Origin of the sequence: Terribacillus sp. JSM ZJ617 (assembly GCF_044383785.1) — a bacterium.
Taxonomy (GTDB): Bacteria; Bacillota; Bacilli; order Bacillales; family Amphibacillaceae; genus Terribacillus.
The window spans coordinates 89,046-113,916 of sequence record NZ_JBISEQ010000007.1 but is presented as its reverse complement, the minus strand read 5'-3'; the positions used below and the strand labels follow the sequence as shown (position 1 = coordinate 113,916).

The 24,871-nt window shown below is 43.9% G+C and carries 27 protein-coding genes and 1 riboswitch; of the genes, 9 read left to right on the top strand and 18 right to left on the bottom strand.

All coding sequences use genetic code 11. The features are described from left to right. Positions 1-40 precede the first annotated feature (40 nt). The 5 genes from lepB (at position 41) to ACH6C1_RS18080 (ending at position 2,644) form a co-directional block, all read left to right on the top strand. The gene (gene lepB / locus ACH6C1_RS18100) at positions 41-592 is read left to right on the top strand and encodes a signal peptidase I (protein ID WP_374079613.1); all 552 of its coding nucleotides are present in this window, start codon (positions 41-43) and stop codon (positions 590-592) included. 144 nt (positions 593-736) lie between these two features. Beyond that, the gene (locus ACH6C1_RS18095) at positions 737-1,090 is read left to right on the top strand and encodes a GntR family transcriptional regulator (protein WP_095223558.1); all 354 of its coding nucleotides are present in this window, start codon (positions 737-739) and stop codon (positions 1,088-1,090) included. Positions 1,091-1,092: 2 nt separating this feature from the next. Next, entirely contained in the window at positions 1,093-1,653 is a 561-nt protein-coding gene (locus ACH6C1_RS18090; protein WP_374079610.1) for an ATP-binding cassette domain-containing protein, read from the top strand. Between the two features lie 17 nt (positions 1,654-1,670). Further along, complete coding sequence (locus ACH6C1_RS18085) at positions 1,671-1,952, top strand: hypothetical protein (protein WP_374079608.1); 282 nt, start codon at positions 1,671-1,673, stop codon at positions 1,950-1,952. Then, a complete protein-coding gene (locus tag ACH6C1_RS18080) occupies positions 1,949-2,644 on the top strand; it encodes a hypothetical protein (RefSeq protein ID WP_374079605.1) in 696 nt (231 codons plus the stop codon). Before ACH6C1_RS18085 ends, ACH6C1_RS18080 begins: the two co-directional genes overlap by 4 nt. 38 nt (positions 2,645-2,682) lie before the next feature. Here the strand turns inward: ACH6C1_RS18080 and ACH6C1_RS18075 are convergent, their stop codons facing one another. The 8 genes from ACH6C1_RS18075 to ACH6C1_RS18040 form a co-directional block, all read right to left on the bottom strand. Beyond that, positions 2,683-4,818 carry an ATP-dependent Clp protease ATP-binding subunit gene (locus tag ACH6C1_RS18075; RefSeq protein WP_374079603.1) on the bottom strand — a complete coding sequence of 712 codons (2,136 nt, stop codon included), beginning with the start codon at positions 4,816-4,818 and terminating at the stop codon, positions 2,683-2,685. Positions 4,819-5,030: 212 nt separating this feature from the next. Beyond that, positions 5,031-6,611: an acyl-CoA synthetase MbcS gene (gene mbcS / locus ACH6C1_RS18070; protein ID WP_374079600.1), complete on the bottom strand. Its 1,581-nt coding sequence runs from the start codon at positions 6,609-6,611 to the stop codon at positions 5,031-5,033. Between the two features lie 111 nt (positions 6,612-6,722). Further along, positions 6,723-7,595 (bottom strand): DNA-3-methyladenine glycosylase family protein, encoded by an 873-nt coding sequence (locus ACH6C1_RS18065; protein ID WP_374079598.1) that lies wholly within the window; start codon positions 7,593-7,595, stop codon positions 6,723-6,725. A gap of 12 nt (positions 7,596-7,607) precedes the next feature. Continuing rightward, complete coding sequence (locus ACH6C1_RS18060; RefSeq protein WP_374079596.1) at positions 7,608-8,495, bottom strand: LysR family transcriptional regulator; 888 nt, start codon at positions 8,493-8,495, stop codon at positions 7,608-7,610. A gap of 269 nt (positions 8,496-8,764) precedes the next feature. Beyond that, positions 8,765-9,556, bottom strand: coding sequence for a delta-lactam-biosynthetic de-N-acetylase (gene pdaA / locus ACH6C1_RS18055; protein ID WP_374079594.1), 792 nt, complete (start codon positions 9,554-9,556; stop codon positions 8,765-8,767). An 89-nt stretch (positions 9,557-9,645) separates the two neighbouring features. Further along, positions 9,646-9,792 carry an SE1561 family protein gene (locus ACH6C1_RS18050; RefSeq protein ID WP_164072015.1) on the bottom strand — a complete coding sequence of 49 codons (147 nt, stop codon included), beginning with the start codon at positions 9,790-9,792 and terminating at the stop codon, positions 9,646-9,648. 54 nt (positions 9,793-9,846) lie between these two features. Next, positions 9,847-10,641 carry a YfkD famly protein gene (locus tag ACH6C1_RS18045; RefSeq protein ID WP_374079592.1) on the bottom strand — a complete coding sequence of 265 codons (795 nt, stop codon included), beginning with the start codon at positions 10,639-10,641 and terminating at the stop codon, positions 9,847-9,849. 64 nt (positions 10,642-10,705) lie between these two features. Further along, entirely contained in the window at positions 10,706-11,110 is a 405-nt protein-coding gene (locus tag ACH6C1_RS18040) for an OsmC family protein (RefSeq protein ID WP_374079590.1), read from the bottom strand. 134 nt (positions 11,111-11,244) lie between these two features. On the opposite strand from ACH6C1_RS18040, the gene ACH6C1_RS18035 reads away from it, so the two are divergent. Then, entirely contained in the window at positions 11,245-12,420 is a 1,176-nt protein-coding gene (locus ACH6C1_RS18035) for an MFS transporter (protein ID WP_095223548.1), read from the top strand. Between the two features lie 34 nt (positions 12,421-12,454). Here the strand turns inward: ACH6C1_RS18035 and ACH6C1_RS18030 are convergent, their stop codons facing one another. The 3 genes from ACH6C1_RS18030 to ACH6C1_RS18020 are packed head-to-tail and all read right to left on the bottom strand — an operon-like array spanning position 12,455 to position 14,930. Further along, positions 12,455-13,144: an amino acid ABC transporter permease gene (locus tag ACH6C1_RS18030; RefSeq protein ID WP_095223547.1), complete on the bottom strand. Its 690-nt coding sequence runs from the start codon at positions 13,142-13,144 to the stop codon at positions 12,455-12,457. After that, positions 13,141-14,025 carry a transporter substrate-binding domain-containing protein gene (locus ACH6C1_RS18025; protein WP_374079588.1) on the bottom strand — a complete coding sequence of 295 codons (885 nt, stop codon included), beginning with the start codon at positions 14,023-14,025 and terminating at the stop codon, positions 13,141-13,143. The genes ACH6C1_RS18030 and ACH6C1_RS18025 overlap by 4 nt, the downstream gene beginning before the upstream one ends. A gap of 23 nt (positions 14,026-14,048) precedes the next feature. Next, positions 14,049-14,930 carry a transporter substrate-binding domain-containing protein gene (locus ACH6C1_RS18020; RefSeq protein ID WP_095223545.1) on the bottom strand — a complete coding sequence of 294 codons (882 nt, stop codon included), beginning with the start codon at positions 14,928-14,930 and terminating at the stop codon, positions 14,049-14,051. 236 nt (positions 14,931-15,166) lie between these two features. Here ACH6C1_RS18020 and ACH6C1_RS18015 point away from each other — a divergent pair, with 236 nt between their 5' ends. Further along, positions 15,167-17,005, top strand: a complete 1,839-nt coding sequence (locus tag ACH6C1_RS18015) for a heavy metal translocating P-type ATPase (protein ID WP_374079584.1) — start codon at positions 15,167-15,169, stop codon at positions 17,003-17,005. Positions 17,006-17,023: 18 nt separating this feature from the next. Here the strand turns inward: ACH6C1_RS18015 and ACH6C1_RS18010 are convergent, their stop codons facing one another. From ACH6C1_RS18010 to ACH6C1_RS18000, 3 genes are read right to left on the bottom strand one after another with little or no spacing between them, the layout of a single operon-like run. Continuing rightward, a complete protein-coding gene (locus ACH6C1_RS18010; protein WP_366249072.1) occupies positions 17,024-17,845 on the bottom strand; it encodes a YihY/virulence factor BrkB family protein in 822 nt (273 codons plus the stop codon). 37 nt (positions 17,846-17,882) lie between these two features. Continuing rightward, the gene (locus ACH6C1_RS18005; protein ID WP_374079581.1) at positions 17,883-18,233 is read right to left on the bottom strand and encodes a hypothetical protein; all 351 of its coding nucleotides are present in this window, start codon (positions 18,231-18,233) and stop codon (positions 17,883-17,885) included. Beyond that, positions 18,230-18,709 (bottom strand): low molecular weight protein-tyrosine-phosphatase, encoded by a 480-nt coding sequence (locus ACH6C1_RS18000; protein ID WP_374079578.1) that lies wholly within the window; start codon positions 18,707-18,709, stop codon positions 18,230-18,232. The genes ACH6C1_RS18005 and ACH6C1_RS18000 overlap by 4 nt, the downstream gene beginning before the upstream one ends. A 123-nt stretch (positions 18,710-18,832) precedes the next feature. On the opposite strand from ACH6C1_RS18000, the gene ACH6C1_RS17995 reads away from it, so the two are divergent. Beyond that, positions 18,833-19,861 carry a S66 family peptidase gene (locus ACH6C1_RS17995; RefSeq protein ID WP_374079575.1) on the top strand — a complete coding sequence of 343 codons (1,029 nt, stop codon included), beginning with the start codon at positions 18,833-18,835 and terminating at the stop codon, positions 19,859-19,861. A 19-nt stretch (positions 19,862-19,880) separates the two neighbouring features. Here the strand turns inward: ACH6C1_RS17995 and ACH6C1_RS17990 are convergent, their stop codons facing one another. The 3 genes from ACH6C1_RS17990 to ACH6C1_RS17980 form a co-directional block, all read right to left on the bottom strand. Continuing rightward, positions 19,881-21,245: an LLM class flavin-dependent oxidoreductase gene (locus ACH6C1_RS17990; RefSeq protein ID WP_374079573.1), complete on the bottom strand. Its 1,365-nt coding sequence runs from the start codon at positions 21,243-21,245 to the stop codon at positions 19,881-19,883. Positions 21,246-21,323: 78 nt separating this feature from the next. Then, a riboswitch (SAM riboswitch) is annotated at positions 21,324-21,425 on the bottom strand. A 12-nt stretch (positions 21,426-21,437) separates the two neighbouring features. Further along, the gene (locus ACH6C1_RS17985) at positions 21,438-21,809 is read right to left on the bottom strand and encodes a DnaJ family domain-containing protein (protein ID WP_374079571.1); all 372 of its coding nucleotides are present in this window, start codon (positions 21,807-21,809) and stop codon (positions 21,438-21,440) included. 71 nt (positions 21,810-21,880) lie between these two features. Next, positions 21,881-22,729, bottom strand: a complete 849-nt coding sequence (locus tag ACH6C1_RS17980; protein ID WP_374079568.1) for a CAP domain-containing protein — start codon at positions 22,727-22,729, stop codon at positions 21,881-21,883. 500 nt (positions 22,730-23,229) lie between these two features. Here ACH6C1_RS17980 and mreBH point away from each other — a divergent pair, with 500 nt between their 5' ends. After that, positions 23,230-24,237 carry a rod-share determining protein MreBH gene (gene mreBH, locus ACH6C1_RS17975; protein WP_366249066.1) on the top strand — a complete coding sequence of 336 codons (1,008 nt, stop codon included), beginning with the start codon at positions 23,230-23,232 and terminating at the stop codon, positions 24,235-24,237. A 260-nt stretch (positions 24,238-24,497) separates the two neighbouring features. Here the strand turns inward: mreBH and ACH6C1_RS17970 are convergent, their stop codons facing one another. Continuing rightward, positions 24,498-24,863 (bottom strand): VOC family protein, encoded by a 366-nt coding sequence (locus tag ACH6C1_RS17970; protein ID WP_374079566.1) that lies wholly within the window; start codon positions 24,861-24,863, stop codon positions 24,498-24,500. Positions 24,864-24,871 lie beyond the last annotated feature (8 nt).

The window sequence follows — 24,871 nt, the reverse complement described above, 5'->3', positions numbered from 1 at the left end:
CTATGCGTTCTTCGCATATGTTACACTAGTACAAAAGGGGGTGCTTTTTCTGAAAGCTAGACGCACGCGTTATGCTGTGCTGCTGCCGATTGGTATCGCCATAATCGCCCTATTCATTTTTCGCTCTTATTTTTATTTCCCTAGTACCGTATATGGTGAATCAATGGCTCCGACTTTGGAAGACCAAAACAAAATTCTCATTAGCCGCGTTGGCAACATTGATCGTTTTGATGAAGTTGTTTTCCATGCACCAGACCAGGATGCAAGCTATGTAAAACGGGTGATCGGGATTCCCGGAGACAGGATTGAATATAAAGATGATGTGCTTTATGTGAATGGCAAAAAGCATGCAGAGCCTTACCTGAAAGAAATGAAGGAAATGATGCAGGAAGATGCGTTATTTACGAATAACTTCAAGCTTCGTGATGTCATCGGAGAAGACACAATTCCTGATGGTTACCTGTTCGTCATGGGAGATAATCGCAGAAACAGCAAAGACAGCAGGATGTTCGGCTTGATTTCACAAAGCTCAGTCATCGGAGAAGTGAAGTTCCGCTATTATCCATTTCCTCAAATGGGATTGACCAATTAAATAAGTTGAGCTGACGAACAGTGCAGGCAATTGCACTGTTTTTTTATTTTCTCCAAATTATGGTTGACTCCCCTCCCCCCAGGTTATATAGTTAGTTACATGAGTAATGAACCAATTATCCAAGATTATTAAAGGAGCAAAAGTATGCTTGATGATTCAAAGCCAATCTTTATCCAGATTAAAGAACAACTAGAAGACTCCATCCTCAATGGCTCCATAAAAATTGGAGAAAGAGTGCCCTCAACCAATGAATTTGCTAAACACCACAAGATAAATCCAGCCACTGCAGGAAAAGGGATCAACCAGCTAGTAGACGAAGGTATATTATTCAAGAAAAGAGGCGTAGGTATGTTTGTAACAGAGACAGCACAGGATATTCTTCTTGAAAAGCGGAAACAGCAGTTTTTTGATGCTTATATCGTTCCGATGAAACAGGAAGCCAGTAAGCTCCATATTCCGAGGGAAGAAATCATTCGCATGCTGAAGGAGGAACAATGAAGATGACAATTGTAGCTGAAAGCCTGATAAAGGAATATAAAACTGCGACAGCCTTGAAAGGAATTGACCTTCGTATCTCAGAACCGAAAATCTACGGTCTGCTTGGTAGAAACGGTGCTGGAAAAACCACCTTCATGCAATTGCTGGCTGGCTACGATAAACCCTCAAGCGGAGATTTACGTATCAATGGTATGAAGCCTTTCGATAACCGGGCGGTTACAGAAAATACTTGCTTGATTAAGGAAGCAGATAATTTCAAAAAGGAGCTTACCGTTCAGCAAGTGCTGAAAATCGCTTCTATGCTCTACTGCAATTGGGATAAAAAGCTGGCGGCCGACCTTTTAGAAGGATTCGACTTAGACAAAAGACGACGCGTGAAAAGTCTCTCCAAAGGCATGGAGTCTGCTCTTGGCATCATTGTTGGCCTGGCAAGCAAAGCACCTGTTACGATGCTGGATGAACCTTATATCGGACTCGATGCCGCATCAGTGCTTATTTCTATGAAGTACTGCTGGAAGAATTCCAGAGCAATCCTCGCATCATCATCCTGTCTACACACTTAATTGATGAGGTCAGCAGCTTGTTCGAAGAAGTGATTATCTTTAATAAAGGCAGTATCCTTTTGCATAAAAGTGCAGAAGAACTTAGAGCGCAAAGCTTCTGTATCTCAGGACCGGCAGCACAGGTCAAGGCCTTTACGGACGGCAAACAAATAATCAAAGAAAAAAGCTTTGCCGGTACGTCACAAGCCTATCTCCTATCCACAGAAGCACCTGCCTTAACTGGTGACCTGACAGTTTCAGGGGTGCCACTGCAAGACATGATGGTTCATTTAACAGAAAAAAGAGGTGTCCGAGCATGATGAAACAAATACAAGCTTTACTCTATTTCTTTGCTGTCGACAGCAAACGTACAGTTACTATCTTTTGCTCTATTCTGCTGCTGTGCATTACAGCATTAACTGTTCTTGGCGTTACTGTTGCGGATATCATGTACATCGCCATCTCAGCACCAGCATATATCTTTATGATCATCTTCGGTTTCAGAACAATTCAAGAGAGTCTCCCATTTGCTATTAAGAGGGGTATCACCAGGAAAAGTTATCATACAGCCGTCGGTATTTTCATTTTGCTGATCAATCTTGTAATGCTCGCTTTTCTTGCTGGGGTACAATTAATATTGGATGCTGTGTATCAGATAGCTAATGTAACGAACATCCATATTATCCGTCCGATTGGAGCGAGCACCGAGCTGAAAAGTATTTTTTATAGCTTGCCGCTTGATTATGCTCTCCTGTTATCTTTCTTTGCTGCCGGACTTTTACTTGGTATCATCGCCTATAAATTTGGCTTTCTGGGGGGTGCGGTACTCGGAGGCATTGCCTTAATTGGTATAACCGTGTCTCTGACTATCCAGGGATTAACTGACGTCATTACTTGGATACTAGACTTAGCTGTACTTCCAGCATTCGGACTGGTTTTTGCAGTTGCGCTTGTATGCTATGTAATAAGCTGGATCTTTATCCGCACCAGCAACTCCCAGCCTACCTCATAAAAAAAGAGACTCATGCCTGGGCATGAGTCTCTTTTCTATTATTTACTTACTACAGTAATTTGTTCATCAACCAAATCCACTACCATACTGCTCACGTTCTCTTCCTCAAGGATATAGTCAGTAATTTTATCCTCTACCTGGTCTTGGATAACACGGCGCAATGGACGTGCACCAAAACGAGGATCATAGCCTTTTTTCGCAAGGAAGTGTTTTGCAGCTTCTGTCACCTCAAGCTGGTAGCCTTCTTCTTCCATATTCTTCGTCAAATCAGAAAGCATAAGCTCAACGATTTGCACCAAATCTTCCTCTTTCAGCTCTTCAAAGCTGATGATGGAATCAAAACGGTTCAAGAATTCTGGTTTGAAGTAAGCTCCTAGTTTCTCAATCACAGAAACAGCTTCATTTGCAGATTTCGTAAAACCGACAGAAATCTGTTTGTCTCCAGTTCCGGCGTTGCTCGTCATAATAATGACGGTCTCCTTAAAGCTCACTTTACGGCCTTGGCTGTCAGTCAAATGACCGTCTTCCATGATTTGCAGGAACATATGCTGTACATCCGGATGTGCTTTCTCGATTTCATCCAAAAGGACGATCGTATAAGGATTACGGCGTACGCGCTCAGTAAGCTGACCTGCTTCTTCATGTCCAACGTATCCTGGAGGAGAACCAATCAGTTTCGCAACGGAGTGACGCTCCATGTACTCACTCATATCCAGACGGATGAAGGATTCTCGTGTGCCGAACATCTCTTCCGCCAGTGCGCGAGTAAGTTCTGTTTTACCTACACCAGTCGGTCCGACGAATAGGAAGGAACCGATTGGGCGCTGCTTGGATTTCAATCCAGCTCGGCTGCGGCGGATCGCTTTAGCAACTCGTTCAACTGCCTGTTGTTGACCGATTACCTTGCTGGACAGGTTAGCAGCTAGGTTCTTCATTTTGTTCTGTTCTTCAGACTGGATTTTCGTCACAGGGATACCTGTTTTCTCTTCCACAATCTGCTGGATTACCTCAACTGTCACTTCAGCTTTGTCTTCATTCTTTGGTTGCTCAAGCTTCTGTTCAAGCTGAATTTCTTCCTGGCGAAGATACGCAGCACGTTCATAGTCCTCGCGACCTGCAGCTTCTTCTTTCTCTTTCGCAATTTGTGCAAGACGAGTCTGAATGGCATCTTCGTCAGTCGTCACTGTAAGCAGGTTGATACGGGATCCGGCTTCATCAAGCAAGTCGATCGCTTTATCCGGCAAGAAGCGGTCCTGGATGTAACGCTGAGACAAGCTCACGCTCGCTTTGACTGCTTCTTCTGTGTAGGACACTTGATGATACGCTTCGTATCTCTCCTGTAGCCCTTTCAATATCTCGATTGCCTGTTCTGCTGTCGGTTCTTTTACGATGACCGGCTGGAAACGGCGTTCAAGCGCTGCATCCTTTTCGATTTGACGGTACTCTTTCAATGTTGTTGCTCCGATCAGCTGCAGCTCACCGCGAGCAAGTGCTGGTTTCAGAATATTACCTGCATCCATTTGGGAACCTTCAGCAGTTCCAGCACCGACTAATAGATGAATCTCATCCACAAAGAGAATGACATTCTTACGCTGCTGCAATTCGGAAATAAGCTGTTTCATCTTTTCCTCGAATTGACCGCGCACACCTGTGTTCGCAACTAGCGAAGCAACATCAAGCAAGTAAATTTCTTTATTTTGCAGCTTCACAGGCACATTGCCTTCAACAATCTGTAAAGCCAACCCCTCTGCTATTGCTGTTTTACCTACCCCTGGTTCCCCGATTAGTACTGGGTTGTTCTTATTGCGTCGGTTTAGCGTCTCAATGACACGTTTGACCTCTTGTTCACGGCCGATGACTGGATCTATCAGACCAGCACGCGCTCCATCAGTAAGGTTCTTACCAAGTGAGTCTAGCAATCCTCCGCGGCCATTGCCGCCAGCTTGTGCTTGGCTGTTTGCACCAGTCTGGAAGCCGGATTGTGCTCCGCCAAACATATTTTTAAAGAAATCATCCATTGTTCCGCCATTGGAAGCGAAACCGGCAGGGTTTTTAGACATATTTTTCATTTCATTATAGCAAGTATGGCAGAGCTGTAATTGCTGTTTTTGATTATTGAATTGCATTAACAAGTTCACGTTAGCTTCTCGTTCACCACAATGTTGGCATTTCATAATACAATTACCTCCCCGATTAGGTTAGTTTAATTTATTTGGTCAAGTGTCTGACTTTGACTATCTTTGACCTTGTGACTTTATTATAGTCTGACCTTCTTTGACTTTCAAGTATTATGCTTTAATTTTTTTATTTTTTTCAGAAAAGGTATTTAGTGAATAATTAATGAAGAAATAAAAAAAGCATCGCCTTTATTAGGCGATGCTCTCAATTACTTCATATTTTGTTTTTCTTGATTTCGCAGTTCCACACGTCTAATTTTACCAGACGAAGTTTTCGGAAGTTCTTTAACGAACTCAATTTTACGTGGGTACTTGTAAGGTGCAGTCGTATTCTTTACATGCGTCTGCAATTCCTTCACAAGGTTTGGATCATTCTCATCTACACCTTCACGCAGGATGACGAATGCTTTAACTACATTACCGCGGATTTCATCCGGGCTTGCTACAACCGCGCATTCTGCTACAGCCGGATGTTTCACCAAAGCATCCTCTACTTCAAATGGTCCAATTGTATAGCCAGAGCTGATGATGATATCATCGCTGCGGCCTTCGAACCAGAAGTAGCCATCTTCATCTACAGAAGCTTGGTCACCTGTCACGAAATAGCCGTTGCGTTCCGCTTGCTGACGGCGTTCTGGCTCACGGAAATATGTCTTAAACAATGCAGGACTATCGAGTTTCAAGGCGATGTCACCAACTTCACCCGTTTTAACGCGATTTCCGTCCTCATCGATTACAACAACTTCATTTCCTGGAGTCGGTTTACCCATGGAACCTGGTCTTGGTTCCATACCTTTCATAATACCAAGCAGCAATGTGCTCTCTGTTTGGCCATATCCATCACGTACAATGATGTTGAAATGTTTCTGGAAGACATCAATCACTTCCCGATTCAATGGTTCACCTGCTGATACCGCACTATGCAGGGCACTCATATTATAGCTGCCAAGATCAGTTACTTTGGCCATCAGACGATATTCCGTTGGTGTACAGCAAAGTACATTGATTTTGTAATCCTCGAGTAGGGAAAGGTAAGTTTTAGCATCAAATCGTCCCATGTAGACAAAGCCTGTTGCTCCAGTACCTAAAACAGAAAGGAATGGACTCCAAACCCATTTCTGCCAGCCTGGTGCAGCTGTTGCCCATACGATATCTCCTTTGGAAGCCGACAGCCAGTTTTCTGCAGCTGTCCGCAAGTGTGCATATCCCCAGCCATGTGTATGGACTACACCTTTGGGATTACCTGTCGTACCACTTGTGTAGGACATCAATGCAATATCTTCTCTGGAAGTATCTACCGTTTCCAGTTTTTCTGAAGCTGTTGTTTTGAGCTTCCCGAGATCCTTCCAGCCATCGACTGCTCCACCGACTGAAAATTTGACTAAGCTATCTTGATTCTCGATGTCTTCAAATTGCGCAGTAAAGGCATGATAGCTGATGATGCTCTTCACTTTTCCATGATCGATACGGTATTGCAAATCCTTCGTCTTCAGCATTTCGGAGCTAGGGATGATCACAAGTCCGAGCTTCAAGGCTGCTGCATAAATATGATACGCCTCAACGACACGCGGTACCATAACCAGTATCGCATCCCCTTTTTTCAAGCCCAATTCTTTCAGAACATTACCTGTGCGGTTTACATCCTGGAATAACGTTTTATACGTTACTTCCTTCTTATTACCCGCCTCGTCCATCCAAATGAGCGCCTTACGATCTTCATCTGTAACGAATCGCTCCATTTCATCAACGATGTTGTATTGCTCTGGTGCAATCAAATCTTTTCTTTCCATACTTACGCCTCCTAAATGGCTGCCTGTTTTAACTAATGCACTAATTATAGCAGACCAAAGCACGACTTCCCAGTAATAATTGTTACCAAATTATAAAACTTGATATTAGTATCAGGTCTCAATACTTCTCCAAAGCGTCATAGTCGCATAACTGCGGTAAGGAGCCCACCTTTCTCCTCGCGTATGTATTGCTGCTGGAGTCGGTTTTTCAGAGAGATTGTCATATGATTTCAAGGCGTTTTGTACCCCGATATCAGCAGCTGGTAATAAGTCGGAACGCCCTAACCCGAACAGCATCCAGTTTTGCGCGGACCAGCTTCCAAGCCCCCTGATCTTCGTAAGCTCGGAAGCAATTTCTTCATTAGAAGCAGCAGCAAGCTCTGCGAGATCCAGCTTCCCTTCTATAATAAGACGACTTGTATCAATTACATATTCAGCTTTCCTTTGCGAAAACTGCAGCTTCCGTAAGTCGTCATATTCCAAGGAAGCAACGTTTTGCGGTGTTGGATAAAACCAGATACCTTCCTCTTTTGTCCCGAATGCTTCGACAAACCGATTTGTTAGTGTGTAGGCGAACTTCAAATTAAGCTGCTGGTGGATGATTGTTTTCATCAAACAGTAGTATAAGTCTGTATCTTTTACGATAGGTGTTCCTGCGTGTGCATAAAAAAGCCGCTCCAAATCTGAACCGATAAAATGAGCAGCTACTTCTGTAAGGTCAATATCCCATTGAAGCCAGTTCTCCACCCAAGCAAGTATGTCCTCCTGTCTCGAAGAATCTGCAGAAGACACTTTGACAAGAGGTGATGTAATTGTTCCATTGAACTGGAGCACGACGATATGACGCGATTCATCTCCCAATACAACAGGAAGCTTCAGCTCATGCCCTTCTGCATCAACAATATTCAGCTGATCCATACTCCATCTTTTCATTAAATAATGATAATCGTATGTATGTAATCCTTTAAGCTGCTTTTCCCACATCAGTAGCATCTCCTATCCTATTTGTTTTATCGCAAAATCAATTACATCATGCATCACTTTCGTCAAACGCTTATTTTTATGCCAAAGGAGCTTTGTTGTGGGCTGATTGATTGGTTCATCAAGATCTACAGTGCTTAACTCGCCTGATTGCAATTCTTTTTCCACTGTCATGAGCGGTAAGTAAGATAAACCCAAACCAGCCATTACGCATTGCTTGATTGCTTCTATACTGCCGAATTCAATGACATTTTCCGGTTGCAAATCCTGTTTTTGTAATGCTTGCTCTAATTCCGTTCGATAAGCACAGTCTTTCTCCGTCAAGATCAAGGGATGCTGCATCACCTCAGCCAAGCTAGCGGAGGGGTAAACTGCCAGCTGATGGTTCGGGGAGCTTATCAAAACGATCTCCTCTTGAAATAGAGAGACTGACTCCAGTAAAGCATTGTGATGATTTCGCTCCATAATAAATGCTATATCCAACTCGCCTTCCTGGAGCATTTTCTCCGCAGTTTTACTAGACGGTACGGGTTTCAGAATAACCTGCACCTGTGGATACTGATTTCGTATAAAGCGAAGGAGTTCAGGCAGCCGGTAGATGCATTGACTCTCGCAGGCACCTATCAGAATTGTGCCTTTATTCTCTAGCTCATCCGCAAATACATGTCGCATTTCATCATGCAATGCCAAGATTCTTTTAGCATAGCTCAGCATTTTAATTCCCGCTTCAGTAAGATAAATCCTCTTTCCAAGACGCTGGAACAAATCAACTCCATATTCCTTTTCCAGCGCTTTTATTTGTGCGGTAACGCTGGATTGTGCGTAATCCAGCAGCTGAGCAGTCTTTGTGAAATTAAGTGTTTCAGCCGCTACAGTAAAAGTCTTCAAATGGTTGATATGCATATATACACTCCCTAAATCGCTTTTTCCGATCATAATAATCAAATTATTCAGCTTTTCCTATGCATGAATGCAGTATACACTTTTATATAAAATATTGGAAAAGGTTACGCCAGCTGGCTTGGAGTAGCTCCTCTTAAGATTGACTTAATTGCTGAAAGGAGAGAAAACGATGAAGGACACATCTAAAAAAACTTGGCGGGACTACTTCATGGAAATCGTCCATGCTATCATCCAAACCAAATAAAAGAGCTGACCCAATTCGGATCAGCTTAAAATTGCGTAATGGCTTTCGGCAGGATATCCTGTTTGACCAGGTCATCCAATGTACGGAAGGTATATCCTTGCTTCTTCAGTTCAATAATCAATTTTTCCAAAGCAACGGCATTATCTTCAGATACAGAGTGCAGCAAGACGACTGCACCCGGATGCATTTGGTCCATCACTTGATCAAACGCGTACTGCCAGCCTTTTTGTTCGCCTGTTTTCCAATCAGCATAAGCAAGGGACCAGAATACATTCGTATAGCCAAGTTCTTCAGACCATTTCAGCGAACGGGCACTAAAGGTACCTCGTGGCGCCCTTAAATAGTGCATGTCGTCTTGATCTGTCAAATCAGCGACAGCATCCTCCAGCATTTCAAGCTCTTGCTCCATCTTTTCTTTAGAAACCTTCGTCAAATCTGGATGATGATACGAATGATTGCCGACAATATGACCTTCGTCGACCATCCTTTTCACCAAATCTGGGGCTGATGATACATAATGACCTGTAATAAAGAAAGCAGCCGGTACTTCGTGCTTCTTTAATACATCCAGAATATCTCCTGTATATCCTTGTTCATAGCCGTTATCAAACGTGATATATACCGTTTTCTCACCAGAACCATCCAAATAATAACTATGATATTCATCCAAAAGCTGCTGATATTTGCCTACTTCTGGTATACTGCCATCCTTGCTCTTAACAAATCCCCAGCCATAGCTGACCGGGCTTTCTGCCGATACAAAGGATGGTGAGACAAGCAGCAGACATAACAGCAGCATAAATGATTTCCATCGCATATGGCACACTCTCCTTACGGATAGATTGCGCCATATCCACGTCCCCTATGCGATGCAAAAATTAGAAAAGACCGTGCATCAGCACGGCCTTACTTTAATTTATTTTCCATTTCATCGAGCATCCGAAGCATTTCATCGATTTCCTCCAAGGAAGTCTCCTCCGGTTCGATACTATCCAAATAATCCATGAAAGCAGACAGACGCTGCTTCAAGTCATCCACTTTACTCGTTGCCAAAGATAAAACCCCTTTACCGCATTATCTGGCTTCAGTATACCACAGCGCTGTTCGTTATTGTACGTTGAAGGTGAAAGACAGATGATCTTGAATCGGAATCCAAGCACCAATTCCCTGTTTGGTAACATTTTTAACAACAATCTGCTTTCTTGATCCCTTTAACTCCAGGTAGACTTCCCCAAAAGTAATCGTACCCTTTTCATTCACTGCCGGTGCATAAGCCGTAAGAATTCCAGACTTATTCAAAGGAACACCGTAAGCATTTTCCTTATTGGTACCTCTTCCTATTACCGTTTGGAAGGAAAGCGGAAGCTTAGTATTCTTCTGGGCCTGCTGCAGCATCATTAATTTGATATCCCTAGGGTTATCTATTTCAGCTGTAAGTCCACCCTTCACATATCGTTCTTCCTGCTGCTCGTAATTCATTTGCTTAGCCGATTCTCCACCAGCATTGCTCAGCTGGTTCGTATTCACTTTTTGATATTGCCAGTTGATATTTGTCTCTGCAGACTGGTATTCAAGCGGCCAATGCCCCATATAGATCATCCCTCGATACCCGATTGCCAACGGAGATGGTTTCAGAGTCGATTCATTAAGAATGCGAATCAGTTCTGGATTTTGGATGACAATATCACTTTCTTCCGTCAGTTCTTTGACAAGATCACTTGGTTCCAGAACAATTTGATCCTTATTTGAGTTCGGATAAGTATTTTCCTTTGAAATATTTAATACGTGATTTGGTATATCAGTGTCCTTCTTTTGTACATTCTCAGCTTTCCCTGCTATGGAGAAAGGAAGAGTAAGCAAAGTCAATGCCATGATTGCTATGATGATTCTAGCGAATTTCATAAAGAAAAGCCCCTGCCTTTCAGATTTTTTTCTAGTATCTGAAGACAAGGGCTATCCTATACATTTAATAATGGTTCAAGTGAATGACTTCCAATCTTTCCTCGATCTCGATACTATCCTTGACTGATTGCACCATGGAACAATTGTTGTGCGCAAGCTGGAGATTTTTCTCCAGTTGCCCCTTGTCCAAATGAAAACCACGTATAACGAAAGTCAGCGTGATCTTAGTAATACGGTTTGCTGCCAGTTCATCCCGTTCTACCTCTGCTGACACTTCCATATCGTCAATTTCCAGCCGCTGTTTTTCCATGATCTTCCGGAATACTGACGCACTGCAGCCTGCTATCGAGGAAACCATTAGCTGATAAGGCCGGATACCGAATTGCTCATTTCCGTCTATATCCAAAGTTTGATGTGGTAGTTCGATACGGAATCCATGCTGTTTCATTGTCAGCTTCAATTTCCTCATCTCCTTGCGAATGCTTTATGCGTTATATTCCCTCTTGTATGATTTTCTAACCTACATCCGTACGATTGACCAAATCCAGGAAAAACTATACAGTAGGATTGGGAAATCATCTTACATACAGGGGTAATAGACATATGAGAAATGCGTACAGTTTTTGGATTTTAGTCAGTATTGTCGCAGTCTCCGGTTTCAGTCAAGGGCTGCTGCTTCCGCTGATCGCCATCATATTTGAACAAGATGGTCTTTCTTCCTCCATGAATGGATTAAATGCAGTTGCCATCTACATCGGTATCCTGCTCGTATCTCCTTTTATGGAAGCGCCGCTCCGCAAATTCGGTTATCGGCCAGTCATTATGGCAGGTGGACTAATTGTCGTGGCAGCACTGCTCGCTTTTCCATTATGGAAGTCATTTTGGTTCTGGTTTGTACTTCGTCTGTTGATTGGAATTGGCGACAATGCCCTTCATTTTGGAACCCAGACATGGATTACATCTTCATCTCCTGAGAAGGTACGCGGGCGGAATATTTCGATTTATGGACTTTTCTTTGGAATTGGCTTCGCTGTCGGTCCGCTTATGACTTCACTAGTTAAGGTTTCAGAATCTTTGCCATTTATATTATCTGGCGCGCTTTGCTTGGTCGCTTGGTTCACCCTTTTTCAACTGCGCAATGAGTTTCCAACGGAAGAAAATACGCAATCATCCCAGCAGCAAGGGCTTCTGCAGCGCTTTGGATCCACCTTGAAATATGCATGGGTCGCTTTCCTGCCGCCGCTCGGCTATGGATTTTTGGAATCTTCTTTGAACGGAAGTTTTCCTATCTATGGCTTACGTCAGGACATCGGCGTATCAGAAGTATCTATATTGCTTACCGGATTTGCCATTGGCGGGATTGTGTTTCAGATACCGCTTGGTATGCTTAGCGATAAGTTCGGCCGTAAGTACACGCTGTTAACCGTAATATTGCTTGGAACAATCTTTTTCGGGACTGCTGTATTTACAGAACAAAATTATATTGCCCTGTTCATCTGTTTATTTGCAGCCGGAATGGTCTTAGGTTCCACCTTCTCCCTCGGCATAAGCTATATGACCGATCTGACTCCAAGACATTTGCTGCCGACAGGTAATCTGCTTTGCAGTATCACCTTTAGTATCGGCAGTCTTGGTGGTCCTTATATCAGTGGCGTGTTTATCGAAAAATTGCCCGATCTCAGTTTCTTCGTTATTATGACAGTCATTTTCGCGGGTATCTTTACAACATTACTAGTTCATGCGATTTTCACAAAACGAGCTGTCGTAGCAGAACAATAGTAAAAGGGATGGGCCCGTCTGGGCACATCCCTTTTTAATTGATATATCGGGAGAATCGCTTCTCCAGCCGTTCCTGGAAATAAGAAATGATGATACAAAGCGGCCAATACACAAGTGCCACCGTAATGTACATCGTCATGGAATCGAATGTACGGCCAGCTACAATCTGCGCCTTCTGAAACATTTCCGGCACCGTAATAACTGCTGCCAGACTCGTCGCTTTCACCAAATCAAGAAATACATTCGTAAGCGGCGGCATCGCAACTCGTGCAGCTTGCGGGACAATGACCCGCGTCAATGTCTGCCAATAGTTAAGACCAAGTGCATAGGAGGATTCCCATTGGCCATAAGCAATACTGTTCAGCGCCCCCCGGTTTACCTCGGCGATATAAGCTGCACTATTCAAGCCGAAAGCGAGAACAGCACAGGTGAAAGCATCAAGCCTGATTTGTACGACAGGCAGCCCTTGATACAAGATGAATAAAAACACCAGTATCGGTGTCCCGCGCATAAACGAGATATAAAACCTTGCAGGCCATCGAAGGACAAAGAATCGGGAGCTGCGGCCAACCGCCAGGAAAAAGCCGAGAATCAAACCCATTCCCATACCGGCGAAAGCAACTGCTATCGTCATGGGCAGTCCTTCAAGTATAAAGGGAAGGTTCTCCCACGCTAATTCTGCATCAAAGAATTTGCCGATATCCACTAGCTCGAATGGTATCATTCCGCTTCTTCCTGCTGTTTCTCCAATACTTCTTCTATTGTCGGAATATCTTCATCCGGCTGCTTCGAAACATCTGCACCGCCGAAGAATTCCTCAGAAAGCTTCGTCAATGTACCATCTTCTCTCATCTCACTCAAGACCTTATCCACCTGTTTCTTCAATTCTGTTGCATCCTTCGGCATGATGGCCGCATTGGCTGTTTCATCGAATTTAAAGTCAGGATGGATTGTGATATTGAAATCCGGGAAGGCTTGCAGTGCCAATGACTGCAGATAATAATCATTGATGATCAGATCTGTCCGTCCATTATCGACATCACGTAAATACACATCATTTGTTGTATTACCATACGCTACTACTTCGGCACCTAATTCCTCAGCTATTTCACTGTAGCCAGTCGTTGCCTCACCACCAGCCTTTTTCCCTTGCAGATCCTCCAAAGAATTGATACCGGAGAAATCATCTTTACGCACAATCATTGTTGTGTAAGAGTATTTGTACGGTTCACTATACGCGAATTTTTCTTTCCTCTCATCTGTCACGCCAATATCATTCGCTGCGAGATCCACTCGTCCGTTCTGGACCGAAGCAAGCATGTTATTGAAATCAGATGTCTTGAATTCCACTTCCAAGTCTAGACGTTTCGCGATTTCCTTGATTACCTCTACATCATATCCAGTAATATCATCCGAACCTTCTGGATAATAGCTAGCTGGATACAAAGTACCTGAAGTTCCAACTGTTATCTTTCCGGAATCCTGAATAGCTTCCCATACTTTATCTTCAGAGGCTTGATCAGAACTATCATTGGCAGAAGAACCGCAAGCACTCAAAACAAGGACGACCAGTAAGCTGCAAAATACAAGTAATCGTTTCTTCATTATGATGTTTCTCCTTTATCGATTTACTTATTAGCTTCTTGTTTCAACAATTCATCAACTGTCGGCAGTTCTTCATCTGGCTTTTTGGAAACATCCGCACCACCATAAAATTCCTCTGACAGCTTAGACAATGTGCCATCTTCCCGCATTTCATCAAGAGCCTTGTCCATTTGCTTTTTAAGTTCTGGAGCATCCTTTGAAAGGATCGCGCCTTGTTCAATTTGGTCGAATTTGAAATCCGGATGAATCATGATGTTGAAATCAGGAAAAGCCTGCAACGCCAAGGATTGCAAATAAAAGTCATTAATGATTAAGTCAGTCCGGCCATTATCGACATCGCGTAAGTACACATCATTTGTTGCATTGCTGTAAGTTACAACCTCTGCTCCAAGCTGCTCTGCAACCTTGCTGTGGTTTGTTGAAGCTTCTCCTCCAGCACGTTTTCCTTTCAAATCCGCTAAGCTGTGAATACCAGACAAATCATCTTTCCGAACGATCATGGATGTATAGGAATACTTATACGGCTCTGTGAAAGCGAATTGCTCTTTTCGTTCGTCCGTTATCTCTATATCATTTGCCGCAACGTCTATCCTGCCGTTTTGTACAGAAGCAAGCATGTTGTTAAAATCGGATGTCTTGAATTCCACTTCCAAATCCAGACGCTTCGCAATTTCTTTGATTACTTCTACATCATATCCCGAAAGCTCATCAGAACCCTCCGGGTAGTAAGAAGCAGCAAATAAAGTACCGGATGTACCAACTACGAGCTTACCTGAGTCCTGAATCTTTTCCCATACCTTATCATTGCCAGCGCTTTCAGATTTGCCTTCATCATTGCTTCCGCAAGCTCCCAGAAGAAGCATAATTACAAATAAGCTACATATAATACCTAATCTTTTACCCATGAAGTCACACACTCTCCCCTTGTTATATTTTCATATATCCTAAAAGATAACAGGTAATCACTTCTATTTCAATATTTTTCTGAACTGTTTCATTTTAAATATCAAACTGTTATATACAATAATTTATTATTTTTTTATATTGATTTTAAACTAGCGGTCAACTATAGTAGAATTACTATTAAATTATAATAATTATAAACAAACCACAATCCAACATAAGGAGGGTTATTAACGACATGAAAAAACATGCTGAACTGATTGCCGCATTATTCAGCGGTGCCTTGATTGTAATAACGTATTTCACTTTTCATGACTCGGAAGCGGCACCTTTCCTTTATAGTGCAGCATATCTCATCGGTGGATTCTTTAAAGCGAAAGAAGGTGTGATAGAAACTATTACAGAACGAAAGCTTAATGTGGAAATGCTCATGATTTTTGCCGCTATAGGAGCTGCTATTATCGGTCATTGGCTGGAAGGTGCATTGCTCATCTTCATTTTCGCCCTTTCCGGAGCTTTGGAAACATATACAGAGAATAGAAGCAGTCAGGAATTACGTGCATTGCTATCCCTTCAGCCAAATGAGGCGACCAGAATGACCGCCTCCGGGAAAGAGCGTGTTCCTGTCGATCAGCTTCAAGTCGACGATCTTGTAATCGTGCTGCCCGGGGAACGTATTCCCGCCGATGGAATCATCCTAAAAGGAGTTACAAGCATTGACGAAAGTGCCATTACCGGGGAGAGTATACCGGTGACAAAAGCAGAAGGAAACGAAGTCTTCGCCAGCACCGTCAATAGCAGCGCTGTATTGGAAATCTGTGTCACGAAGCCTGCGCAAGAAACATTGTTCCAGCGAATCATCACAATGGTGCAAACAGCCCAGGAACAAAAATCACCTGCTCAGCATTTTATCGAGCGCTTCGAAGGTCCCTATGTCAAAACGGTTCTGATGCTGGTTCTGCTCCTTATCCTCATTCCTCCTTTTATAATAAATTGGTCGTTTACCGAGTCCTTTTACCGAGCTATGATCCTGCTTGTCGTTGCCTCTCCATGTGCGCTGGTGGCTTCGGTCATGCCAGCCACCCTATCCGCTATCTCAAAAGGAGCAAGAAACGGGATCTTGGTCAAAGGTGGTTCTCATCTGGAAACACTCGGGCAAGTAAAAGCTGTCGCATTTGACAAGACAGGCAGTTTGACAGTCGGGAAACCGTCTGTCACAGATTTCCTTGTCAGTAAAAACGCTGAAGCATGTATTGTGCTAGAGGCAGCTTATGCTATCCAATCCCAATCCTCTCATCCTCTTGCTAAAGCTGTTGCAGCATATGCCCATGCTGATAGCATCGAGCAAGCCGAGCAGGTAAAGGATGCCGCTGGACAAGGTATGAAAGGGATATGGCTGGGAGAGGAATGGCGGATCGGAAAAGCTTCCTATATGCAGAAAAAACCGGCTGATCAAAGATTAACTGATCAAGCTGATGCATTGGCCGCTGCCGGGAAATCCCTTGTTTATATAGAGAACGAACAAGGATTAGCCGGCGTATTCGCTCTGCAGGATACAATCAGACCGGAGGCAAAAGCTGCAATCCGTTCCTTATCCAAGCTCGGTATTTCCACTATCATGCTAACTGGTGATAACGACCAGACTGCAAAAGCCATCGCCAAAGAAGCAGGCATCACAACGTACCGCGCCAACTGCCTGCCTGATGAGAAGGTTGCAGAAATTAAAGAGCTGGAAAGCAGCTACGGAACGATAGCCATGGTTGGTGATGGTATTAATGACGCACCCGCCCTCGCTACTGCTCAAGTCGGAATTGCCATGGGAAATGGAACTGACGCCGCACTCGAGACTGCCGATATGGTTCTCATTAAGAATGATCTGCGTAAACTAGCCGATGCCATTAAGCTATCGAAGCGTATGCGTAGAATTATCAAACAAAATATCATTTTCTCAGTCGCTGTCATTCTGCTGCTCATACTGGCAAATATCAGCCAATACCTTGGGTTGCCGCTAGGTGTGGTCGGGCACGAGGGAAGTACTATTTTAGTCATATTGAACGGTCTCCGGCTCTTGAGATAAAAAAAAGCGGCGCCCTTATCAGGCTGCCGCTTTATTTTTCTTCCGCTCATCCAGCATGGCATTGATCTCACCGCCAGTGATGATGATGATGCCGGAAAGATAGAACCAGATCATCAGGACAATGACAGCCCCAAGAGATCCATATGTTGCGGAATAGTTACCAAAGTTATCAACATAAAAGGAGAATAACAGGGATGCAATCATCCAGCCGATAGCCGCGAAGGCTGCACCGACCATTGATTCTTTGATTGAGATTTTCTTACTAGGTGCCAGGACATACAATGCAAGTAGTACAATGAAAAATATTACAAAAGAAATGACCCAGCGCAATGCTCCCCATACAGTCAGGAATCCTTCATCCAATCCGAAAATGGAAAAAATGTAAAGACCAATTGTTTTTCCGAATATCGGCAGCAGGAATGCGACTGCAATAACGAGCACCATCGCGATTGTCAGTACTACGGCTACTCCTCTAGCTACGATGAATGAACGATCCTCATTGACATTGTAAGCCTTATTCAATGCACGGATGATGGCATTAACACCATTTGATGCGGACCATAGTGTTGCTAGAATACCAATGGATAATAGTCCGCCGTTACGCTCATTAACAAGACCCGTAATATTTTGCTCAAGCAAATCCATGGTCGATTCTGGTGCAAATGTTGATAAAGTATTCATGATATCTTGTTGGCTGACCGGTAAGAATGCGATCAAGGACACAAGAAAGATGATAAATGGAAATAGTGATAGCAATAAAAAATAAGCCAGCTGGGCAGACAAGCCAGTCACTTCGTCATTGCTGACCCGCTGCCCAAGCTGTTTCAAAAAGCTCCCCATGGTTTCTCCTCCTTCTCTCTCTAAAGCCGCCTTTTCTTTATCTGGCTGCTACTGTATTACCACCGCTTGCCAATTCTTTCGGACGCTGTCCGGCCGGTAATTCGATCTGATCGTCCAGCTTGCTCACTTTCTGAAGAGCAGTCTGTACTTCCTCTAGTCCTCTCAAGCCTTTATCAGCCGTAGTGGATAAACTAGTCGCCACTCGAGCATAGGAGGTTTTTACATCATCCATTAAGACGCCAGGATTGCGGAGGTAGAACACTGCTTCAGAACCTGCACGCATCAAGTTACCGCGTACATGATCCCTTGTCTGTGCATCACATAACGAAATCAAGCCGCCGACAGTAGCACCAATCGTTAAACCTAACGTGAATTTACTTTTCATCATACCGGCTCCTTCCATTGTGTCTGTTGTTTTATTATCTCGCACAATTCCGCACACCCAGCCTCGAGCATCTCATACACAGCTTCAAATTCACCAGTGAAGAATGGATCTTCGATATCCTCTCCAGCACGCTCTGGAATAAGATCTGAGAAAAGCCGATAACGTGACGTATGAGCAGGAGCTATAGCTGACAAATCCCGCAAATTAAGCTGATCCATTACGAAGATATAATCGTATGCTCCTAAAATTTCTGACTGGACTTGCTTAGCCACATGATTTACCATCAAAATTCCCTTATGGCCGAGAAGCTCACGAGCCGAAGGGTGCATCTCCTTCCCTTCATGCCAGTGGCCGATACCGGCTGAGTCGACTGTTACAAATGCAGATAGCCCTTGTTCCTCTATACGCTTGCGTAAAATCACCTCAGCCATCGGCGAGCGGCAGATGTTGCCTAAAGAAATAAACAACACATTTATCATTCACTCAACTCCCTCGTTTTATAAATGTGAAAATGTGCGAATGTCTGGTATTCCATTCCCCATGTAACAACGAATCAAACGACCTAGAGATAATGCTATAATATGGAAAAGGAAAGGGTGATAATGATGACGACCATGTATCCAAGCGCTTTGACTCCCAACTCCACTTTCGCAATTACTGCTCCGTCAAGCGGAGTTCCTGCTCCTCTGCATTCCAAAATACATAAAGCTAAAATGCAGCTCGAGAAACTCGGTGATCATGTGATCATTGGAGAAACCGTCTGGACACAGCAAGCCGCTAGAAGCAGCTCTGCTGAAACTAGAGCTAACGAGCTGATGGCTTATCTGAGTGATCCGGAAATCGATGCAATCATGCCGCCATGGGGAGGAGAACTGCTTGTACAAGTATTGCCCATGCTTGATTGGGACAAGCTATCCAAGAGCAAGCCCACATGGCTGATTGGTTATTCGGACACAAGCACACTTCTATGCAGCTATACACTCCAAACAAATTTTGCAACTGCCCATACGACTAACTTTTTTGATTTGAATATGGAAGCACTCGATGAAACAACGAAGCAATGGCATAAGATATTATCTGCAACGTCCCGCAAGCACATGGCGCAGCACTCATCCCCTATGTATCAATCATCATGGGATGCGCTATTTGATCAAGACAATCCTGAGGGCTTCGACTTGGACAGCAAAACAGAATGGAAAACCACGACAGGTGAAGCCGTTTCCTTTACTGGCCGCTTAATCGGTGGCTGCTTGAATACCCTGACCGCTATCGCCGGGACGAAATATGCTCCTATTCAAACTTGGCGGGAATCTTTTAAAGAAGATACGCTCGTCTACTTGGAATGGTTGGATTGGAGTACTGCTGAAACTTACCGGAATCTTTGGCATTTGAAGGAACACGGCTGGTTCAACGGTGCGAGCGGATTACTATTTGGTAGGCCTTCTCGAAGCACTCCTTCAGAGGATTATACAGACGAACAGATGATTCATGAATTCGCAGATGAAATTGGATTGCCGATAATCTACGACGCCGATATTGGACATATGCCGCCGCAGTTCACGATGATCAATGGTGCGTTGGCAAATGTATCATATAAAAACGGCAAGGGAACTCTCACTTATCTGGAATAGGAGAAGAGGAGCTAAAAGCTCAGCTCCTCTTTCCTTGTTTTGCCGGATGTGCCGCAGCGAGATGCGGTTGTCCGTATAATTTCTCCCTAAAAGTTCCTTCTGCATAATCCTTTTTATATAATCCCCGCTCCTGCAAGATAGGTACAACCAATTCCACGAAGTCTTGCAGGTCTTTTGGTGTAATGTAATGTGTCAGATTGAAGCCATCCACTCCGCTTCGCACAAAGAAATCCTCAATCTTGTCCGCTACTTGCTCAGGACTGCCAATGATGATATCCATTTCAGCTGGCTGACTGAATTTCTCCTGGATCTCTTTTACCGTAAATGGTTTGGCAGCATCCTTTGTCAGATAAGCAGCTCGCGATTGACCTTGTTCCGTATGCTTGTACATGAACAGTTCTTCTTCATTTTCATAGGAAGCTAAATCATAGCCTGTGGATCCGCCATACTGGGCTTTGGCAGCATCTGCGCTCCAGTATTGCTTGATCTCGTCATATTTAGCATGAGCCTTCTCTTCTGTTTCAGCTACAACGACGTGCAGGAAGGTAAAGGCCTTGATTTCATCGTGGCTTCTGCCATAAGCCTCCGCACGCGCTTTGATATCCTCTATATAATAGTTGATTTTTTCTGGTGTCGGTCCGCCGACAAACACACACTCTGCATGTTTTGCGGCAAAATCCCTGCCTTTTTCGGAAGTACCTGCTTGGTAGAGCACCGGTGTGCGCTGTGGGGATGGCTCACTTACATGTGGTCCCTCCACCGAGAAATATGTACCCTTGTGCTTGATGCGGTGCACCTTTTCTGCGTCCACCAGAACCCCTCTTTCCGGGTCCGAAATAACAGCATCTTCTTCCCAGCTATCCTCAAGCAGCTTATAAGAAACCTCCAGGAATTCATCAGCTATTCTGTAACGCTCATCATGCTTTACCATCTTCTCCAGTCCAAAATTCTGGGCTGCATTCGGCAAATAGGAAGTAACGATATTCCAAGCCACTCGCCCATTGGTCAGGTGATCGAGCGTCGAAAATTTACGTGCATTATGAAAAGGCTGTTCGTACGAAGTACTGACTGTGACAGCGAAGGACAAATGCTTCGTCACAGCTGCCATGGCCGGGATAGCGAAGGCTGGATCATTAAGCGGTACTTGCACGCCATCACGCAAGGCTGCCTTTTCATCTCCTCCGTAAACATCATAGACGCCAAGTACATCAGCGAAGAACACCGCATCGAACTTTCCTTTTTCCAAAAGGCGCGCAAGCTCCATCCAGTATTCCAGCGACTTATACTCCCGATGTCTTCTGTTCTCCGGGTGCTTCCATAAGCCATGGGCGTTATGATTGGCGGCTGTCATATCAAATGCTTGCAGGATAATTTGTTTGGTCATCGCTTCCACTCCTCTATTTATGTAAAAAAAGCCTCTTCCGTTTTACAGAAGAGGCTCCTTATCCAAGGTAAAATGCTCCTCTTATCTGTCAGACTTCTCGTCTGCTGGAATTGGCACAGTGCATTACTGCCTGTTGCCGAGGCTTCAAAGGGCCAGTCCCTCCACCTCTCGTGATAAGAAAATACTATTTGATTATGTTAGATTGTTTTCAATTTGTTCCCGATATTGACTGAGTGTTCCTGGCGAATTTCGCTTGAGCTTTTGAAGCAGCGCTTCGTATTGAATCTCTTTCTCACTAATGCGCTTCCGGAAAGCTGCCCGCTCTGTGTCGTCCGTACAAACACGCACCAGATCACGCAGTGCTACAATCTCTTTCTTCAGCTCCATCTCTGGCGGAATGTAGCCAGCATTCTTCAGGATCTTATAGCTCATACGCATATCCTCCGGTACACCGGAGAGATCCTCCAGCTCCAAAGGTTTTCCAGCACCAGGAAGATTACGGAACTCTCCATTTGCTTCAGCCTGCTTGATTCGCTCCTCCGCAAGCAGCGAAATCAGATCCATATAATCACTCCCTGCATACAAGAAAAGCAACCGATCATGATCGGTTGCTTTTCATTATACAATAATCTGAATTATTTACCAATGAATTGCTGTGTCCAGTAGTTACCGTTTTCTACATAACCTACACCGATGTTAGTGTACTCAGGGTTAAGGATATTCTCACGGTGACCTTGGCTGTTCATCCACGCTTCAACGACTTCTTCAGGAGTCTTTTGTCCTTGAGCGATGTTTTCACCTGCAGTTTTATAAGAAATACCGAAAGATTTCATCATATCGAACGGAGAACCGTAAGTCGGGCTGTTGTGATCGAAGTAACCATTGTCAGCCATATCTTTGGATTTCGCACGTGCTACTTTGCTTAGTTCAGTATCGGCTTTCAAAGCTTTAAGACCAGCTTTTTCACGCTCTTTGTTAGTCAAGTCTACTACTTGCTGTTCGAATGCACTCAGGCCTTCAGCAGCTTGCTTTTCTTCTGTTTGCTTGTTATCAGAAGCAGTTTCTTGTTTTTGTGCTGGAGCTTGAGCTTTTTGTTCAGTTGCTTGCTCTTCAGCTTTTTCTTCCTTTTTCGGAGCAGCAGCTTTTTGCTCTTCTTTCTGAGCAGCTGGTGCTTTTGCTTGCTCTTGCTGAGGTGCTGCTTGAGCAGGAGTCTGTGCTTTTTCTTGCTGAGCTGGCTGCTGAACATTGTACTTCGCTAGCAAGCTATCAGTATTAATGTGAATGTTATAAGCAGATAGATATTCATTCACCCATTTATTCAAATCTTCGATAGAAGAGAAAGATCCGCTTTTCACTACTTGTGCTACGTGCACTTGAGCTTCTTCTTTCGTTGGTTGAGCTGGTGCAGCATTTGCTGTTCCTGCCAATGCGCCTCCCGCTAGAATAGCTGTAGATAGTGTTGTTACTAATACTTTCTTAAACATGATGTTGCTCCTTTCGAGATGTATGTTTTCCTGTTGCAGCAACATCATAGCATGGGTTTTTGTGTAATATTGCAGCCTAGAATTTCCAATAGGCACTCAAACCTGTACAGCACTGCGAAAAGTCCGATTCTTATGCGAAATCGTACCCGTTTAGCCGACTATGAAACTAGTAATAAACAGACGCTTTACTATTTATTGGATGTAAATTAGGATTGACACCTTTTTCATTCCTAGTTTTTGTAACAATAGATCAGTATTTGTAATCTATCTGTAAATTGACTTACGCTTAACCCTTGCATATAATCCTTTACTCCTAATCTATTTAGTTTAATCTGCCAAATTAGGATAAAGGTATCTCTTTAACACCTCTATACCAGGTGATAGAATGAATTATGTCGAATTTAAGCGCCTTTTTGGCTCTTTGACAGATCTACCCCCATAAAGCTTTATACGGGGGAGAATGAATATAGTAGAAATATGTCATTATTGGAGGAAATATAATGTTTGCTAATCCCGAAATTGGAATAGACCTTGGCACTGCAAATATACTTGTGTATACGAAACAAAAAGGAATCGTATTGAATGAACCATCTGTGGTTGCAATTGATATGGAAACAAAAAACGTTGTGGCAGTTGGAGCAGAAGCGAAAGAAATGGTTGGTAAAACACCACAGAATATCGTACCGATTCGTCCATTAAAAGATGGCGTAATCGCCGACTATGATGTAACAGCTCAATTACTGAAAGAAATCCTGAAAAAAGTGAGCAAGGTGATGGGCTCTTCCCTTCGCAAACCAACTATCGTTGTCTGCACACCGTCTGGCAGCACATCCGTTGAAAGACGCGCTATACATAATGCGGTCAAATCGTATGGTGCAAAACAAGTCCACTTGATTGAAGAACCAATTGCGGCAGCAATTGGTGCTGATCTGCCAGTAGATGAGCCAGTTGCGAATGTAATTGTCGATATCGGCGGTGGTACAAGTGAAGTAGGTATTATATCATTCGGCGGCGTTGTATCTTGCCGTTCTGTCCGCATCGGCGGAGATTCAATGGATGAAGAGATCATCCAATATATCCGCAAGCAGTACAATATCCTCATTGGAGAAAGAACTGCTGAACAGATCAAAATGGAAATCGGCTATGCCTTGATTGACCATGATGAATTGATGATGGATGTCCGCGGCCGTGATATGGTAACAGGATTACCTAAGACTGTGGGTATTTCTTCTAAGGAAGTACAAGTAGCTCTTAAGGAATCTTTGGAACAGATCCTTGAAACAATTCGCATGACATTGGAAGACTGCCCGCCTGAACTAAGCGGAGATATCGTTGACCATGGTGTCATCTTGACTGGCGGAGGCGCATTGCTTAAAGGCATGCAGCAATGGCTTGCATCTGAAATCAGCGTCCCTGTTCATTTGGCTCCGAATCCACTGGAATCCGTTGCAATCGGTACTGGCCGTGCCCTGCAGATGATCACAAAACTGCAAAAAGCAGCAAAATAAAAAACAGGCGTATCAGTCAGCTGATACGCCTGTTTTTTTTACAGAAAGACGAAAAAGACCGCTTAGAAACGAAGGAATAAGCGAGAAAGCCTCGAGTGAGGCGCCTTTTCCTCACGCAAGGATTTATCGCTTAAGCCGCAGTTTTTGGTCTTTGGAGCTAGACATGGAAAAGCGAAAAAACTGCTTGAAACGGAGGAGTAAGTGAGAGTCATGCGTGAGGAGCTTTTTCCTCCCGCATGGCTTTATCGCTTAAGCCGCAGTTACTGGCCTTCTTTGGTGCTAGACTGTACCAATCCGAAGCCGATTCCGACTGGATCAACCAAATAAGCGAGATGGAAAGAATCAAACTCCATCTTTTCTCTGACAACAACTGCCCCTTCTTGCTTGGCTGCTAGGATTGCTTTATCCAAGTCTTCCACTTCAATCTGGATTCTTGTTCCATGCGGAAAATCATGCGGTCCTTTACTTATTCCGCCATCAATTCCTCCGGCTGTCTCCATATTTTGATAACCCCAACTCGGAGCGCCAATATTCCAGCCAAAAACATTAGCGTAGAAGCTAGCTGCCTTTTCCGGGTCTTGGCTATTCAGCTCAAACCCTGTCACTTTACCCCTGATTTTCTCCATTACACCTC

Excerpts from the sequence above, each read along its gene's own strand:
- ACH6C1_RS18095 (WP_095223558.1), top strand. The coding sequence starts at position 737 with ATGCTTGATGATTCAAAGCCAATCTTTATCCAGATTAAAGAACAACTA.
- ACH6C1_RS18090 (WP_374079610.1), top strand. The coding sequence starts at position 1,093 with ATGACAATTGTAGCTGAAAGCCTGATAAAGGAATATAAAACTGCGACA.
- ACH6C1_RS18080 (WP_374079605.1), top strand. The coding sequence starts at position 1,949 with ATGATGAAACAAATACAAGCTTTACTCTATTTCTTTGCTGTCGACAGC.
- ACH6C1_RS18075 (WP_374079603.1), bottom strand. The coding sequence starts at position 4,818 with ATGAAATGCCAACATTGTGGTGAACGAGAAGCTAACGTGAACTTGTTA.
- mbcS (WP_374079600.1), bottom strand. The coding sequence starts at position 6,611 with ATGGAAAGAAAAGATTTGATTGCACCAGAGCAATACAACATCGTTGAT.
- ACH6C1_RS18065 (WP_374079598.1), bottom strand. The coding sequence starts at position 7,595 with ATGTGGGAAAAGCAGCTTAAAGGATTACATACATACGATTATCATTAT.
- ACH6C1_RS18060 (WP_374079596.1), bottom strand. The coding sequence starts at position 8,495 with ATGCATATCAACCATTTGAAGACTTTTACTGTAGCGGCTGAAACACTT.
- pdaA (WP_374079594.1), bottom strand. The coding sequence starts at position 9,556 with ATGCGATGGAAATCATTTATGCTGCTGTTATGTCTGCTGCTTGTCTCA.
- ACH6C1_RS18045 (WP_374079592.1), bottom strand. The coding sequence starts at position 10,641 with ATGAAATTCGCTAGAATCATCATAGCAATCATGGCATTGACTTTGCTT.
- ACH6C1_RS18040 (WP_374079590.1), bottom strand. The coding sequence starts at position 11,110 with ATGAGGAAATTGAAGCTGACAATGAAACAGCATGGATTCCGTATCGAA.
- ACH6C1_RS18035 (WP_095223548.1), top strand. The coding sequence starts at position 11,245 with ATGAGAAATGCGTACAGTTTTTGGATTTTAGTCAGTATTGTCGCAGTC.
- ACH6C1_RS18030 (WP_095223547.1), bottom strand. The coding sequence starts at position 13,144 with ATGATACCATTCGAGCTAGTGGATATCGGCAAATTCTTTGATGCAGAA.
- ACH6C1_RS18025 (WP_374079588.1), bottom strand. The coding sequence starts at position 14,025 with ATGAAGAAACGATTACTTGTATTTTGCAGCTTACTGGTCGTCCTTGTT.
- ACH6C1_RS18020 (WP_095223545.1), bottom strand. The coding sequence starts at position 14,930 with ATGGGTAAAAGATTAGGTATTATATGTAGCTTATTTGTAATTATGCTT.
- ACH6C1_RS18015 (WP_374079584.1), top strand. The coding sequence starts at position 15,167 with ATGAAAAAACATGCTGAACTGATTGCCGCATTATTCAGCGGTGCCTTG.
- ACH6C1_RS18010 (WP_366249072.1), bottom strand. The coding sequence starts at position 17,845 with ATGGGGAGCTTTTTGAAACAGCTTGGGCAGCGGGTCAGCAATGACGAA.
- ACH6C1_RS18005 (WP_374079581.1), bottom strand. The coding sequence starts at position 18,233 with ATGATGAAAAGTAAATTCACGTTAGGTTTAACGATTGGTGCTACTGTC.
- ACH6C1_RS18000 (WP_374079578.1), bottom strand. The coding sequence starts at position 18,709 with ATGATAAATGTGTTGTTTATTTCTTTAGGCAACATCTGCCGCTCGCCG.
- ACH6C1_RS17995 (WP_374079575.1), top strand. The coding sequence starts at position 18,833 with ATGATGACGACCATGTATCCAAGCGCTTTGACTCCCAACTCCACTTTC.
- ACH6C1_RS17990 (WP_374079573.1), bottom strand. The coding sequence starts at position 21,245 with ATGACCAAACAAATTATCCTGCAAGCATTTGATATGACAGCCGCCAAT.
- ACH6C1_RS17985 (WP_374079571.1), bottom strand. The coding sequence starts at position 21,809 with ATGGATCTGATTTCGCTGCTTGCGGAGGAGCGAATCAAGCAGGCTGAA.
- ACH6C1_RS17980 (WP_374079568.1), bottom strand. The coding sequence starts at position 22,729 with ATGTTTAAGAAAGTATTAGTAACAACACTATCTACAGCTATTCTAGCG.
- mreBH (WP_366249066.1), top strand. The coding sequence starts at position 23,230 with ATGTTTGCTAATCCCGAAATTGGAATAGACCTTGGCACTGCAAATATA.
- ACH6C1_RS17970 (WP_374079566.1), bottom strand. The coding sequence starts at position 24,863 with ATGGAGAAAATCAGGGGTAAAGTGACAGGGTTTGAGCTGAATAGCCAA.